8 protein-coding genes and 1 riboswitch are annotated in these 14,603 nt (G+C 65.4%); of the genes, 4 read left to right on the top strand and 4 right to left on the bottom strand.

The features are described 5' to 3' along the window. Positions 1-78: 78 nt before the first annotated feature. Positions 79-1,212, bottom strand: coding sequence for an FAD-dependent oxidoreductase (locus tag F3J17_RS25915; protein WP_167065795.1), 1,134 nt, complete (start codon positions 1,210-1,212; stop codon positions 79-81). Between the two features lie 304 nt (positions 1,213-1,516). Further along, positions 1,517-1,630, bottom strand: a riboswitch (TPP riboswitch). 370 nt (positions 1,631-2,000) lie between these two features. Between F3J17_RS25915 and F3J17_RS25910 the strand changes: the two genes are divergently transcribed. The 4 genes from F3J17_RS25910 to F3J17_RS25895 all read left to right on the top strand — a co-directional run bounded on the left by F3J17_RS25910 (position 2,001) and on the right by F3J17_RS25895 (position 7,491). Further along, positions 2,001-3,755, top strand: coding sequence for an ABC transporter ATP-binding protein/permease (locus tag F3J17_RS25910; protein ID WP_167065793.1), 1,755 nt, complete (start codon positions 2,001-2,003; stop codon positions 3,753-3,755). Beyond that, positions 3,752-4,555: an SDR family oxidoreductase gene (locus tag F3J17_RS25905; protein ID WP_345891252.1), complete on the top strand. Its 804-nt coding sequence runs from the start codon at positions 3,752-3,754 to the stop codon at positions 4,553-4,555. The genes F3J17_RS25910 and F3J17_RS25905 overlap by 4 nt, the downstream gene beginning before the upstream one ends. Before the next feature lie 229 nt (positions 4,556-4,784). Further along, entirely contained in the window at positions 4,785-6,089 is a 1,305-nt protein-coding gene (locus F3J17_RS25900) for an MFS transporter (protein ID WP_167065791.1), read from the top strand. A 46-nt stretch (positions 6,090-6,135) separates the two neighbouring features. Continuing rightward, positions 6,136-7,491, top strand: coding sequence for a D-amino acid dehydrogenase (locus F3J17_RS25895; RefSeq protein WP_167065789.1), 1,356 nt, complete (start codon positions 6,136-6,138; stop codon positions 7,489-7,491). A 31-nt stretch (positions 7,492-7,522) separates the two neighbouring features. Here the strand turns inward: F3J17_RS25895 and thpR are convergent, their stop codons facing one another. The 3 genes from thpR to F3J17_RS25880 all read right to left on the bottom strand — a co-directional run bounded on the left by thpR (position 7,523) and on the right by F3J17_RS25880 (position 14,504). Continuing rightward, positions 7,523-8,071 carry an RNA 2',3'-cyclic phosphodiesterase gene (thpR, locus tag F3J17_RS25890; RefSeq protein ID WP_167065787.1) on the bottom strand — a complete coding sequence of 183 codons (549 nt, stop codon included), beginning with the start codon at positions 8,069-8,071 and terminating at the stop codon, positions 7,523-7,525. Between the two features lie 158 nt (positions 8,072-8,229). Further along, positions 8,230-9,696 (bottom strand): glutamate synthase subunit beta, encoded by a 1,467-nt coding sequence (locus tag F3J17_RS25885; RefSeq protein WP_167065783.1) that lies wholly within the window; start codon positions 9,694-9,696, stop codon positions 8,230-8,232. A 107-nt stretch (positions 9,697-9,803) separates the two neighbouring features. After that, positions 9,804-14,504 (bottom strand): glutamate synthase-related protein, encoded by a 4,701-nt coding sequence (locus F3J17_RS25880; protein WP_167065780.1) that lies wholly within the window; start codon positions 14,502-14,504, stop codon positions 9,804-9,806. Between the last annotated feature and the right edge of the window lie 99 nt (positions 14,505-14,603).

The following is a 14,603-nucleotide window of genomic DNA, read 5'->3' as shown; positions in this document are numbered from 1 at the left end:
ATCTTCTGGCTACGCGAATGCGGGTGAAATTTCGGATGATTCCTGCGGGCGCAAGCGGCACGCCACGCTTATGGTGTGTCAGGCGTGCGCACGGCTTTCGGCCTGCGCCTTTGTCTCTGTCATGTGCAGCATCGACGCCCAGCGCGATTCGGCGCGGATAGCTTCAAAAGCATCGGCATCGGCGAATTGGCCCGCCAGCAGCGCTTCGGCCACGCGCACCGCTTCATCGGCGACGGCGGGCGCGATCATGAAACCGTGGCGATACAGGCCGTTCAGGCGCAAGGTCGCCGCGCCGTCCCAGATCAGCGCGGGGCGATGGTCGGGCAGCGTCGGGCGAACCTGCGAATTGAGTTCAAGAATGCGCGCCTCGCCGAACGCCGGATGCACGGCAAACGCCGCGCTCAGCAGTTCGAGCGCCGATCGCACGCTCACGGGCGAGCGATCCTCGCCCTCGATTTCAGTCGCGCCGATCACATAGAGATCGTTCTGCTTGGGCGCGATATAGAGCGGGTAGCGCGGATGCAGCAGGCGCACCGGGCGCGTCAGGCCGATGCCCGGCGCGTGCACGCGCGCCACTTCTCCGCGGATACCACGCAACGCCGGCAGCGCGGGCTTCGCACCGAGTCCCCGGCAATCGATCGTCACGCGCGCTTGCGGCAGGTTGGCGTCATCGACGTTGGTGTGCCAGTGCGTTTGCACACCGCGCTGCGCGAGACCCGCCGCGAGCGCCGCCAGCGCCTGGCGGTTGTCGAGCTGACCTTCGCCGTCGAGCAGCCAGCCGCGCGCGAAACGCCCGGCCAGCGCCGGTTCGGCGGCGTCCAGCTGCGCGCCTTGCAGCGTCGTGAAGTGCGCATCGGCGAGTGCGCGCGGCGCGTTGGCGCGCCCGCGGCGCGCGAACAGCGGCGCTTCGGTGCGGTCGGCGTGATGCCAGACCACCAACGTGGCGTTGCGCTGGAAGAACACTGGCTCGGGCAGGGCGGCCAGGAGGCGCGGCCACGTTTCGAGCGAAGCGACGCCGAGTTCGGTGATGAGCAGTTCCGCGACCGCGGCTTCCGCGAGCGGCGCGAGCATGGCCGCCGCGACCCAGGCCGCCGCGTCCCCGCCTTCGGGGCCGCCGCGCTCGTAAAGCGCCACGCGATGCCCCGCGCCCGCGAGCCGCCAGGCGACGAGACGCCCGCTCAGCCCGCCGCCGAGCACGGCGAAATCAGGCATCGACGCAGACACAGCCGCAGACGACTTCGGCCCTGACGCGCGAGCGCCGGAAACCGGGGAATGATCGGAGTGCAAAGAAGATAAAGAAGCAGCGGTCATCGTATCCTTTCCGTACGGCAACAAGATGCGTACCCAAGGACGAAACCGGCTGGCAAGGCCGGCCGTGCAAACGATGTGACGCGCGAAAACTGGATATGCGCCGCAAGGATTGCCCGGCGGGAAGCTGGACGCCTGAATGCATCGATCAATGTGCGATTCCCAGGAATACCCGAAATCGCTCGAATCGACTGATGAATAGCGCCAGCAAGACTTTCCGGAAACTTCCCGCGCCGGTATTACCCGGATCGGGTGCGAAGGGTCTCTCTCAGCCTCACTGTGGCATGCCCGGCATACCGGTGAAGCACCCCTGTTTCGTCAACGGTCATTAGACCACAAAAGCCGCGAGCGCCGCAAACCGCGGGGGCAGGCGCACAATCTCCGCACGTTCCCTGCTCTGGCACAATGCGCTGAACCGGCGCGAAATGCGTGGCGGGAGCGCGCAGTGTGACAATGCTCGCCCTGTCGCACCGCGCGGTCGCAGGCGCTGCCTGAGCGGGCCGATTAAGACTCGCTTAAGCGCCGCGGAACAGAATCGCAACGCTGACCGCCTTCCCCGAAAGACGGCAGCACAGGGCAGAAAACGGCAGTAATCAGCAGCACCCGGCAGCAAACGGCAGCACCCGGCATCACGCCACGCACGGCGGGCATCGTCGACTCCGGCCGCGGGCCGGTACAACATCAGGACGCACATGACCAACTCCACTCCCCGCGCCACGCCGGATCAGAACGAGCATCACAAGATCACGGCCTGGAGCCTGATCAAGCCCTACTGGGTCTCCGAGGAACGCTGGATCGCCTGGGGGCTGCTCGTCGCGATCATCGTGATGAATCTGCTCGTCGTGTGGATCAACGTGCGGCTCAACGGCTGGAACGCCGACTTCTACAACGCCCTGCAGAACAAGGACGTCAAACAGTTCCCGCATCTGCTGATGATCTTCACGGGCCTGGCGTTCGGTTTCATCATTCTCGCGGTGTACGGGCGCTATCTGCGCCAGATGCTCGGGTTCCGCTGGCGTCAGTGGCTGACCACGCGCTATCTCACCGAATGGCTCGATCAGGGCGCGTTCTACCGCATCGAGCGCGACCGTCTCGCCGACAACCCCGACCAGCGTATCAGCGACGACCTCCAGTCGTTCGCCACCACCACGCTTTCGCTCACCCTCGATCTGCTTTCGACGGTCGTGACGCTGGTGTCGTTCATCACGATCCTGTGGACGATCGCGGGCGCAATCACGATTTCGCTGGGCTCGACGCCCATCACGATTCCGGGTTACATGGTGTGGGCCGCAGCGCTCTACGCCGTGATCGGCTCGCTGGTGATCCAGAAGGTCGGCCATCCGCTCGTGTCGATCAACTACCAGCAACAAAAGGTGGAAGCCGATTTCCGTTTCGGCCTGATCCGCCTGCGCGAAAACTCGGAACAAATCGCTCTCTACGACGGCATGGACACCGAGCGCGGCAACGCGCAGGGACTCTTCGCGCACATCCGCGACAACTGGTGGCGCGTGATGAAGTACACCAAGCGCCTCACCTTCGTGCTGAGCTTCTACGGCCAGATCGCCATCATCTTCCCGCTGGTGGTGGCCGCGCCTCGCTACTTCGCGGGCGCCTTCACGTTCGGCGTGCTGATGCAGATCTCGCAGGCTTTCGGCACCGTGAGCGACTGCTTCTCGTGGTTCATCAACAGTTACGCCACGCTCGTCGAATGGCGCGCTACCGTGAACCGTCTGCGTGAATTCGTGCGCGTGGTGCATTCGCCGCGTCTGAAGGAAAGCGTTTCGCCGGCCACCGAACACGGCGGCATCAACCTGCACTTCATCGACGCGAGCGAGCTCTCCACCGAACACCTGAAGCTCGCGCTGCCCAACGGCAAACCGCTTTCGGAAGTGCGCGACATCGCCATCAAGCCGGGTTCGCGCTGGCTCGTGCGCGGCCCGTCGGGTTCGGGCAAGAGCACGCTGATGCGCGCGCTCGCGGGCCTCTGGCCGTTCGGCGAAGGCTCGATCGACGCGCCCGTGGATGCGCGCATGATGTTCATTCCGCAGCAAAGCTACCTGCCGATCGGCACGCTCAAGGCGGCGCTCACCTACCCCTCGCCCGCCGACGATTACAGCGACGACGATTGCCGCGAAGCGCTGCGCGCCTGCCGTCTGGAAGAGTACGTCGACCGTCTGGGCGAATCCGCGCACTGGTCGCGCGTGCTCTCGCCGGGCGAACAGCAACGTCTGGCCGGTGCGCGTGTGCTGCTGCACAAGCCCGACTACCTGTTCCTCGACGAAGCGACCAGCGCGCTCGATCCGGACAACGAAGGCCGTCTCTACAAGCTCTTCGTCGAACGCCTGCCGAAGGCGGCGATCGTGAGCGTGGCGCATCGCGAGTCGCTTCAGGCGTATCACCATGAGACGCTCGACATCGAGCGCTCGCCCGAGCGCGTCGCCGCGTGAACGAGGCACAAGACGACGCACCAGACGACGCACTGCACGACGCACGGCGCGTCGTCCTGATCACCGGCGCGGGCTCCGGCATTGGCGCCGCGCTGGCCCGGCGGCTCGCCGCGCCGTCCGTCGACTTGATGCTGCACGCGCGCGGCACTGACGAAGCCTCGCGCGAACGCCTCACGGCCGTCGCGCGCGACTGCGAAGCGCGCGGCGCAATCTGCGCGACAGCCTGCGCCGATCTCGCCGAACCCGGCGCGGCCGCGACACTCATCGACACCACACTCGCGCGCTTCGGCGCGCTCGACCAGCTCGTCGCCAACGCGGGCCATGCGCAGCGCCAGACGCTCGCGACGCTCGAAGCCGATGCGCTCAGCCACGCTTTCGCCGCCATGCCCGCCGCGTTCGCCTCGCTCATCCGCACCGCACAGCCTGCGCTCGTGCAGTCCGCGCAAGGCCGCGTGGTCGCGCTCAGCTCCTTCGTCGCGCACCGTTATCGCGCCGACGCGCCGTTCGCCGCCACAGCCGCCGCCAAGGCCGCGCTCGAATCGCTGGCCAGAACCGCCGCCGCGGAACTCGCGCCGCACGGCGTCACGGTGAACTGCGTCGCGCCCGGCTACACGCGCAAGGACGCCGGCCCCACGCCCGCCAACGCCCCCGCCTGGGCGCGCGCCGCCGAGGCCACGCCGCTTGGCCGCATCGCCGAAACCGCGGACATCGCCGAGCTCATCGCCTTCCTGCTCTCCAGCGCCGCGCGTCATATCACGGGCCAGACGATCCACGTCGATGGCGGCCTGACGCTGGGTTAAACGCCCGCGCTTCGTTCGCTGGCTATCGAATCTTTGTCGCTTCGCCAACACCGCGCTTTCAACGCCCCTCGCGTCAGCCGCTCATCGCACCTAAAATAGGCGCGATCCTGCCGCCCGGCATACCGGCGCCGCCGCAGACGACGCAGCACACCAGACAGCAGCATGAGCCGCCATTCGCCGCCCCACCCGGCCGTGGCACGCAAAATAATCGAGGGGGAGACGAGGCGCCATGGGCTCTTTTCAATGGTTCAGTGAACTGAACGAACGCGAGCGCCGCACGCTCTACGCCGGTTTCGGCGGCTATGCGGTCGACGCGTTCGACTTCATGATCTACTCGTTCCTGATCCCCTCGCTGATCGCCGCCTGGGGCATGACCAAGGGCGAAGCGGGCATGATCGCGACGAGTTCGCTGATCTCGTCGGCCATCGGCGGCTGGCTCGCGGGCATCCTCGCCGACCGCTACGGCCGCGTGCGCGTGCTGCAGTGGACCATCGCCACCTTCGCGCTGTTCACCTGTCTTTCCGGCTTCACGCATTCGTTCTGGCAGTTGCTCGTCACGCGCACGCTGCAGGGCATCGGCTTTGGCGGCGAGTGGTCGGTCGTCACCATCATGATGGCCGAGACGATCCGCTCGCCGCAGCATCGCGCCAAGGCGGTGGGCACCGTGCAAAGCAGCTGGTCGTTCGGCTGGGCCGCCGCCGCGATTCTCTACTGGGCGTTCTTCGCGCTGCTGCCCGAAGACTACGCGTGGCGCGCGTGCTTCTGGATCGGCATCCTGCCCGCGCTGTGGATTCTCTACGTGCGCCGCAACGTGAGCGATCCCGAAGTCTTTCTGCAAACGCGCCGCGCGCGCGAACGCGGTGAAACGCACGGCCACTTCCTGCAGATCTTCGCGCCCGCGCATCGGATGACGACGCTGCTCGGCAGCGCGCTGTGCACCGGCATGCTCGGCGGCTACTACGCGATCACCACCTGGCTGCCGACGTATCTGAAGACGGTGCGTCACCTCTCCGTGTTCAACACCAGCGGCTATCTGATCGTGCTGATCGTCGGCTCCTTCACGGGGTATATCGTCGGCGCGATCCTGTGCGACCGGATCGGGCGGCGCGCCTCGTTCATCCTGTTCGCGATTGGCTCGTTCGCGCTCGGCATGGCCTACACCATGCTGCCCATCACCGATGGCGCGATGCTCGCGCTGGGCTTTCCGCTCGGCATCGTCGTACAGGGCATTTTCGCGGGCGTGGGCGCGTATCTCTCCGAGCTGTATCCCAATGCGATCCGCGGCTCCGGCCAGGGCTTCTGCTACAACCTGGGACGCGGTCTCGGCTCGTTCTTTCCGATTCTCGTCGGCACGCTTTCGCACACCACCACGCTCGTCAAGGCGATCGGCACGGTGGCGGGCGCGGGCTATCTGCTCGTGATCGTTTCCGCACTGTGCCTGCCCGAGACCAAAGGCAAGGTGCTCGGACCCGAAGCCGACCCGAAGCGCGCTCCCGCGCCCGCCCAACCCTCTGCGGATTCCACTGCACAATGAGCCTGAACGTGCTGCAATACCGTCCGTCATCCTCACTACGACCGGCATGAAAACGATCGTCCTCGGCGCCGGTGTGATCGGCGTCGCCACTGCTTACTATCTGAGCGAACGAGGCTGCGACGTCACGGTCATCGAGCGCGAACCGGGCGTCGCGCTCGGCACGAGTTTTGGCAACGCAGGGGTGATCGCGCCCGGCTACGTCACACCGTGGGCAGCGCCGGGCATGCCGGCCAAGCTCATCAAGTACCTGCTCAAGCCCACTTCGCCGCTGATCTTCCGGCCGACGTTCGACGCCGCGCAATGGCGCTGGATCGCACGCTGGCTGCGCGAATGCGATCTCGCGCGCTTTCGCGTCAACAAGCAGCGCATGCAGCGCATCGCCTACTACAGCCGGAACTGCCTGCACGCGTTCCGTGCGCAGCATGCGTTCGAGTACGGCCGCAGCCAGGGCTATCTGCAGCTCTTTCGCAGCGACTACGACCTCGAACTGGCGCAACCGGCGCTCGACGTGCTGCGCGATGCGGGCATCGCGTATCGCGAACTGGACGCCGCAGCCTGTGCGCAGGTCGAGCCGGGGCTGCAATGGTCGCGCGTGAAGCCGGTGGCGGGCATCTATCTGCCCGACGACGAAGCCGGCGATTGCGCGCGCTTCACGCGCGAGCTGCGCGCCGTGTGCGAAAGCAACGGTGTGAAATTCATCTTCGATACCGAGGTGCTCGCGCTCGAAGCCGCAGGCGGCAAAGTCACCGGCGTACGCGTGCGGCCGGTGCCGGGACGCGAGGCGCGCAACCGTCGCGAGCAGCGCCGCGCGCCCGCCGAAGTGCTGCGCCCCGCCGATCTGAGCGAACCCGCCGCCAACGCCGCGCCGCAGACGCTCGCCGCCGATGCCGTGGTAGTCGCGCTCGGCGTGGAGAGCGCGGCGCTGGTCGCGCCACTGGGCGTGCGCGTGCCGCTTTATCCGGTGAAGGGTTATTCCGCCACGCTGCCCGTGGTCGACGAGCAAAAAGCGCCGCGCGCTGCGCTCATGGACGAATCGCTCAAGACCGCCATCACGCGCTTCGGCCCGTATCTGCGCGTGGCTGGCACGGCGGAGCTGGGCAACCATCGCACCACGCTGCGCGAGCAGGCCTTGCAGACGCTCATGAAAGTGCTCGACGACTGGTTTCCGCATGCGGCGACGCCTTCGTCGGCGCAATTCTGGGTGGGACGTCGGCCGATGGTGCCGGACGGCGCGCCGCTGCTGGGCGCATCGGGCGTCGACGGCTTGTGGCTCAACGTGGGCCATGGATCGACAGGCTGGGCAATGTCGATGGGCTCGGGTCGCGTAGTCGCCGATCTGATCGCGCAGCGCGCGCCGGAGATCGATCTCGATGGGCTGACGCTCGGGCGGTATCAGCGGTGATATCAGCGGCGGCGGCTGGCTAGAACGTGCGCTAAACCGGCACGCTCGCCAGCGCCTCGTAGCGCGCGCCCTGTTTCGCGAGCGTGCTCGAATACAGCACGAGCGAGGTGAAGCGCAAGGGCGGCAGCGCGACGCCTTGCGCCGCCGCAGGCGCATCGCGAGCGTCGCGCGCAAAACGCGCCAGCGTCACATGTGGACGAAAGGCACGCGCATCGAGCGACAAACCCACCTCGCCCATCGACGATCTCACGCGCCAGTCAAGCGCGGTGAACGCATCGGACATCGCCAGCACCGCCACCAGCAGCCGCGGCTGCGCGTGGCCCGGCCAGCATTCGATTTTCGTCACGGAGGCAGGCGGCACCGGCATCGCGTGATCCGCGAGCCGCTGCGCAAGCGCCTCGCCCTGCGCGAACGACATCGCACCGATAAACGCCACCGTCAGATGCAACTGCGCATGCGGCACGCGCCGCGCGTTGGGCGGCACGTCGAGCGCGGTCAGTGCGTCTCGCGAAGGCGCATCGGGCGCGAGCGCGATGAAGCAGCGCTTCCACTCCTGCGCCTCATCAAGGGCTTCGGACATGATCGGGAGCCTCGCATCGTCGGGCAACCGGGTCATGGTACGCCTTGCCACAGACGTGAAAAAGCCGGGTCATCCTTACGGATGCCCGGCTTTTTAGCGTGTCTCCTGCCGTCTCCCGCACGCCCATCGAATCGACATCGACGGACGCGCAAGAAGCATTAACGCGGCAGTTCGGTGCTGCCCATCAGGTACGCATCGACGGAGCGAGCACACTGACGGCCTTCGCGGATCGCCCACACCACCAGCGACTGGCCACGACGCATATCGCCTGCCGTGAACACCTTGTCCACCGACGTGTAGTACGCCTTGTCGCCTTCGGTCGCGGCGCGCACGTTGCCGCGCGCATCCTTGTCGACGCCGAATGCTTCCAGCACCGGCGACACCGGCTGCGTGAAGCCCATCGCCAGCAGCACCAGATCGGCCTTCATTTCGAATTCCGAGTCCGGCACTTCGACCATCTTGCCGTCCTTCCACTCGACGCGCGCGGCGATCAGCTTCTCGACCTTGCCGTTCTTGCCTTCGAGGCGCTTGGTCGCGACCGCCCAGTCACGCGAGCAGCCTTCCTCGTGCGACGACGAGGTGCGCAGCTTGACCGGCCAGTACGGCCACACGAGCGGCTTGTTCTCGGCTTCCGGCGGCTGCGGCAGCAGTTCGAACTGCGTGACGTTCTTCGCGCCGTGACGGTTCGACGTACCCACGCAGTCGGAACCCGTATCGCCGCCGCCGATCACGACCACGTGCTTGCCCTTGGCGAGCAGCTGGTTCGGCAGCTTGTCGCCGGCGTTGACCTTGTTCTGCTGCGGCAGGAAGTCCATCGCGTAGTACACGCCTTCGAGCTCGCGGCCCGGCACCGGCAGGTCGCGCGGCGTTTCCGAACCGCCCGTGAGCACCACGGCGTCGAACTGTTCTTTCAGCTCGTCCGGCGTGATGGTTTCCTTGGCCGTGTTGCCGATGTACGCCGGCAATTCACCCTTGCCGATGAACACGTTGGTGCGGAACGTCACGCCTTCGGCTTCCATCTGGCGCATGCGGCGATCGATCAGCCACTTTTCCAGCTTGAAGTCGGGGATGCCGTAACGCAGCAGGCCGCCGATGCGATCGTTCTTTTCGAACACGGTCACGTCATGACCGGCGCGCGCGAGTTGCTGCGCCGTCGCCAGACCTGCCGGGCCCGAACCGACCACGGCCACCTTCTTGCCGGTCTTGTGCTTTGCGACTTGCGGCGCAACCCAGCCTTCGGACCAGGCTTTGTCGATGATCGCGTGCTCGATCGACTTGATGCCGACGGGATCGTTGTTGATGCCGAGCGTACACGCCGCTTCGCAGGGCGCCGGGCAGATGCGGCCCGTGAACTCGGGGAAGTTGTTGGTCGAGTGCAGGACTTCGATCGCGTTCTTCCAGTCCTGGTGGAACACGAGGTCGTTGAAGTCCGGGATGATGTTGTTGACCGGGCAGCCGTTGTTGCAGAACGGGATGCCGCAGTCCATGCAGCGAGCGCCCTGGACCTTCGCGTCGGCGTCGGAGAGCGCCGCGACGAATTCCTTGTAGTGCTTTACGCGCGTGAGCGGTGCTTCGTACGCCTCATGCTGGCGCTCGAACTCGAGAAAACCGGTTGCCTTACCCATATGGCTCTCGTCTATCTAATCTATTCGGTGAGGGGGACCGCGCCCGCCGCTGCATCACTAAAGTGCGCAGCGGGCGCTTTCGTCTTTGAGTCGTCGTCGTTGCGGGTTTAAGCGGCCAGTTCTTCCTGGTTCGCCTTCTTCGCGCCGATTTCGCCCAGTGCGCGCTTGTATTCCGTCGGGAACACCTTCACGAACTGGCGGCGTGCCGCGTCCCAGTTTTCCAGCAGCGCCTTCGCACGCGGCGAGCCGGTGAACTGGAAGTGACGCTCGACGAGTCCCTTGAGCAGCGCTTCGTCGGTCTGGCCTGCGTGCCACAGTGCGCGGTCGACCGTGCGTTCCTGTTCGGCCTGTTGCAGCACCGGATCGAGCGCGACCATCGACTTGTTGCACTTGCCGGCAAACGTGCCGTCCGGGTCGTACACGTAGGCGATACCGCCCGACATGCCCGCCGCGAAGTTACGGCCCGTTTCGCCGAGCACCACCACCGTGCCGCCCGTCATGTATTCGCAGCCGTGGTCGCCCGTGCCTTCGACGATCGCCGTCGCGCCCGAGTTACGCACCGCGAAACGCTCGCCCGCCACGCCGCGCAGGAAGGCTTCGCCTTCGAGTGCGCCGTACATCACCGTGTTGCCGCAGATGATGTTTTCTTCGGACTTGCCGCGGAAGTCGTTGGTCGGACGGATGATGATGCGGCCGCCCGACAGGCCCTTGCCGACGTAGTCGTTGCCGTCGCCCACCAGATCCAGCGTGATGCCGCGTGCGAGGAACGCACCGAAGCTCTGACCCGCCGTGCCCTTCAACTGGATGTGGATCGAGTCTTCCGGCAGACCGTCGTGGCCGTACTTCTTCGCCACCACGCCCGAGAGCATCGCACCGACCGTACGGTTGACGTTGCGCACCGGCTGGATGAACGAGACATGCTCGCCCTTCTCGATCGCGCCCTTCGCCTTCTCGATCAGCGTGTGATCGAGCGCGCGGTCCAGACCGTGATCCTGCGTATCGACGTGCTTGCGTGCGACTTCTTCGCCCACCGACGGCTGATAGAACACACGCGAGAAGTCCAGACCCTTGGCCTTCCAGTGTTCCACGCCACGGCGCGTGTCGAGCAGATCCGCGCGGCCGACCAGATCGTCGAACTTGCGGATGCCGAGTTGCGCCATGATTTCGCGCACTTCTTCAGCGATGAAGAAGAAGAAGTTGACGACGTGCTCGGGCTGGCCCGAGAACTTCGCGCGCAGCACCGGATCTTGCGTCGCAACGCCGACCGGGCAGGTGTTCAGGTGGCACTTGCGCATCATGATGCAGCCCTGCACGACCAGCGGCGCCGTTGCAAAGCCGAATTCGTCCGCGCCGAGCAGCGCGCCGATCACCACGTCGCGGCCCGTCTTCATCTGGCCGTCGGCCTGCACGCGGATACGACCGCGCAGCTGGTTCAGCACCAGGGTCTGCTGCGTTTCCGCCAGGCCCAGTTCCCACGGCGTGCCAGCGTGCTTGAGCGACGACAGCGGCGACGCGCCCGTGCCGCCGTCATGACCGGCGATCACGACGTGGTCGGCCTTGGCCTTCGCCACGCCTGCTGCCACCGTGCCCACGCCCACTTCCGACACCAGCTTCACCGAAATCGACGACACCGGGTTCACGTTCTTCAGATCGTGAATCAGCTGTGCGAGGTCTTCGATCGAGTAGATGTCGTGGTGCGGCGGCGGCGAGATGAGGCCCACGCCCGGCACCGAGTAACGCAGCTTGCCGATGTACTCCGAAACCTTGTGGCCCGGCAGCTGACCGCCTTCGCCCGGCTTCGCGCCCTGCGCCATCTTGATCTGGATCTGGTCAGCCGACGACAGATACTCCGCCGACACGCCGAAACGACCCGACGCCACCTGCTTGATCTTCGAACGCAGCGAATCGCCATCCTTCAGCGGGATGTCCTTGACGACTTCCGGCCCGATGATCGACTGCATCGTGTCGCCATTCTTGATGGGAATGCCGCGCAGTTCGTTGCGATAACGCTTCTCGTCTTCGCCGCCTTCGCCCGTGTTCGACTTGCCGCCGATACGGTTCATCGCCACTGCCAGCGTGGCGTGCGCTTCCGTGCTGATCGAGCCGAGCGACATCGCGCCCGTCGCAAAGCGCTTGACGATTTCCTTGGCCGGTTCGACGTCGTCGATCGAGATCGCGCTCGACGGGTTGATACGGAATTCGAACAGACCGCGGAAGGTCATGTGGCGCTTGGTCTGATCGTTGATCAGGTGCGCGTATTCCTTGTACGTCTGATAAGAGTTGCTGCGCGCCGAGTGCTGGAGCTTGGCGATCGCGTCCGGCGTCCACATGTGGTCTTCGCCGCGCACGCGGAACGCGTACTCGCCGCCCGCGTCGAGCATGTTGGCGAGAACCGGGTTGTCGCCGAATGCGTCGTGGTGCAGACGGATCGCTTCTTCCGCCACTTCAAAGAGGCCGATACCGCCAACCTTCGACGCCGTGCCCTTGAAGTACTTGGCGATCAGATCGTCAGCCAGACCGACGGCTTCGAAAATCTGCGCGCCGGTGTACGACATGTACGTGGAGATGCCCATCTTCGACATCACCTTGAGCAGGCCCTTGCCCACTGCCTTGGTGAAGTTGTAGACAGCCTTGTCCGCCGACAGGTCGCCCTTCAGGCCCGTGGCCATCTGTGCGAGCGTTTCCATCGCGAGGTACGGGTGAACGGCTTCCGCGCCAAAGCCCGCGAGCAGCGCGAAGTGGTGCGTTTCACGCGCCGAACCCGTTTCCACGACCAGACCCGTGCTCGTGCGCAGACCATGCTGCACGAGGTGCGAATGGATCGCCGACGTCGCCAGCAGCGCCGGGATCGCCACGTTGTCGCGGTCAGCCTTGCGGTCCGACACGATCAGGATGTTGTAGCCCGACTTGACCGCATCGACGGCTTCCGCGCACAGCGACGCCAGGCGCGCTTCGATGCCTTCCTTGCCCCAGGCCACCGGATAGCAGATGTTCAGCTCGTAGCTGCTGAACTTGCCGCCCGTGTACTGCTCGATCGCGCGGATCTTCGCGATGTCCTTGAAGTCGAGCACCGGCTGCGACACTTCGAGACGCATCGGCGGGTTGATGTTGTTGGTGTCGAGCAGGTTCGGCTTCGGGCCGATGAACGAGACCAGCGACATCACCATGTTTTCGCGGATCGGGTCGATCGGCGGGTTGGTGACCTGCGCGAACAGCTGCTTGAAGTAGTTGTAGAGCGTCTTGTTCTTGTTGGACATGACCGCCAGCGGCGAGTCATTGCCCATCGAACCGACGGCCTCTTCACCCGACATCGCCATCGGCGCCATCAGGAACTTCAGGTCTTCCTGCGTGTAGCCAAACGCCTGCTGACGGTCGAGTAGCGCAGCGGCTTCGGCGCGCGCGGTCGCGACGTCTTCCGCCTTCGGCTCGATCTCGTCGAGCTTGATGCGCACGGCGTCGATCCAGCTCTTGTACGGCTTGGCGTTGGCGAGGTTGTCCTTGAGTTCCTTGTCGTCGATGATGCGGCCGTGTTCCATGTCGATCAGGAACATCTTGCCCGGCTGCAGACGCCACTTCTTGACGATCTTCGATTCGGGAATCGGCAGCGTGCCGGCTTCCGACGCCATGATGACGAGGTCGTCGTCCGTGACGATGTAGCGCGCCGGACGCAGACCGTTACGGTCGAGCGTCGCGCCGATCTGGCGACCGTCGGTGAAGGCGATCGCAGCGGGGCCGTCCCACGGTTCCATCATCGCGGCGTGATATTCGTAGAACGCCTTGCGGTTCTCGTCCATCAGCGTGTGCTGTTCCCAGGCTTCCGGGATCATCATCATCATCGCGTGGACGAGCGGGTAGCCGGCCATCACCAGCAGTTCGAGACAGTTGTCGAACGAAGCGGTATCCGACTGGCCCGGGTAGATCAGCGGCCAGAGCTTGGGCAGATCGTCACCCAGCACGTGCGAGGCGATCGCGCCGGTACGGGCGTTCAGCCAGTTCACGTTGCCCTTCACGGTGTTGATTTCACCGTTGTGGGCGATCATGCGGTACGGGTGAGCCAGTTCCCACGCCGGGAACGTGTTCGTGGAGAAGCGCTGGTGCACGAGCGCCAGCGCCGACACCACACGCTCGTCCTGCAGGTCGCGGTAGTACACGCCAACCTGACCGGCCAGCAGCAGACCCTTATAGACGACCGTGCGCGCCGAGCACGACGGCACGAAGTATTCCTTGCCGTGCTTGAGCTTGAGCGCCTGAATACGGTGGCTCGCGGTCTTGCGGATGATGTACAGCTTGCGCTCGAGCGCGTCCGTCACCATCACGTCCTTGCCGCGACCGATGAAGATCTGGCGGATCAGCGGCTCGCTGGCCTTGACCGTCGGCGAGATCGGCATGGTGTGGTCGACCGGCACATCGCGCCAGCCCAGCACGACCTGACCTTCTGCACGCACCGTACGCTCGAGTTCCTGTTCGCACGCGAGACGCGAGGCATGTTCCTTCGGCAGGAAGATCATGCCGACGCCGTATTCGCCGAACGGCGGCAGCGTCACGCCCTGGCGGGCCATTTCTTCACGGTAGAACGCGTCCGGAATCTGGATCAGGATGCCCGCGCCATCGCCCATCAGCGGATCGGCGCCCACAGCGCCCCGGTGGTCGAGGTTTTCGAGAATCTTCAGGCCTTGCTGAATGATTTCGTGGCTTTTCTTGCCCTTGATATGGGCGACGAAACCGACGCCGCAGGCATCGTGTTCGTTTTGCGGGTCATACAGACCTTGCGCGGCGGGCACCGCCGCGCGCTGCAGCTGATCGTTCATGGGGACACCGTCCTAGAGGGGCCAGGGGAATGGCCGTTGATTCCGTACTTTGTTTTCCCGCCGCTTGCGTGACCGCTGTACGGCGTTGCGCGGGCGATG

Source organism: Burkholderia sp. Ax-1719, assembly GCF_011753055.1.
Classification (GTDB): Bacteria; Pseudomonadota; Gammaproteobacteria; order Burkholderiales; family Burkholderiaceae; genus Paraburkholderia.
This window is presented reverse-complemented; position numbering and strand designations above follow the sequence as displayed.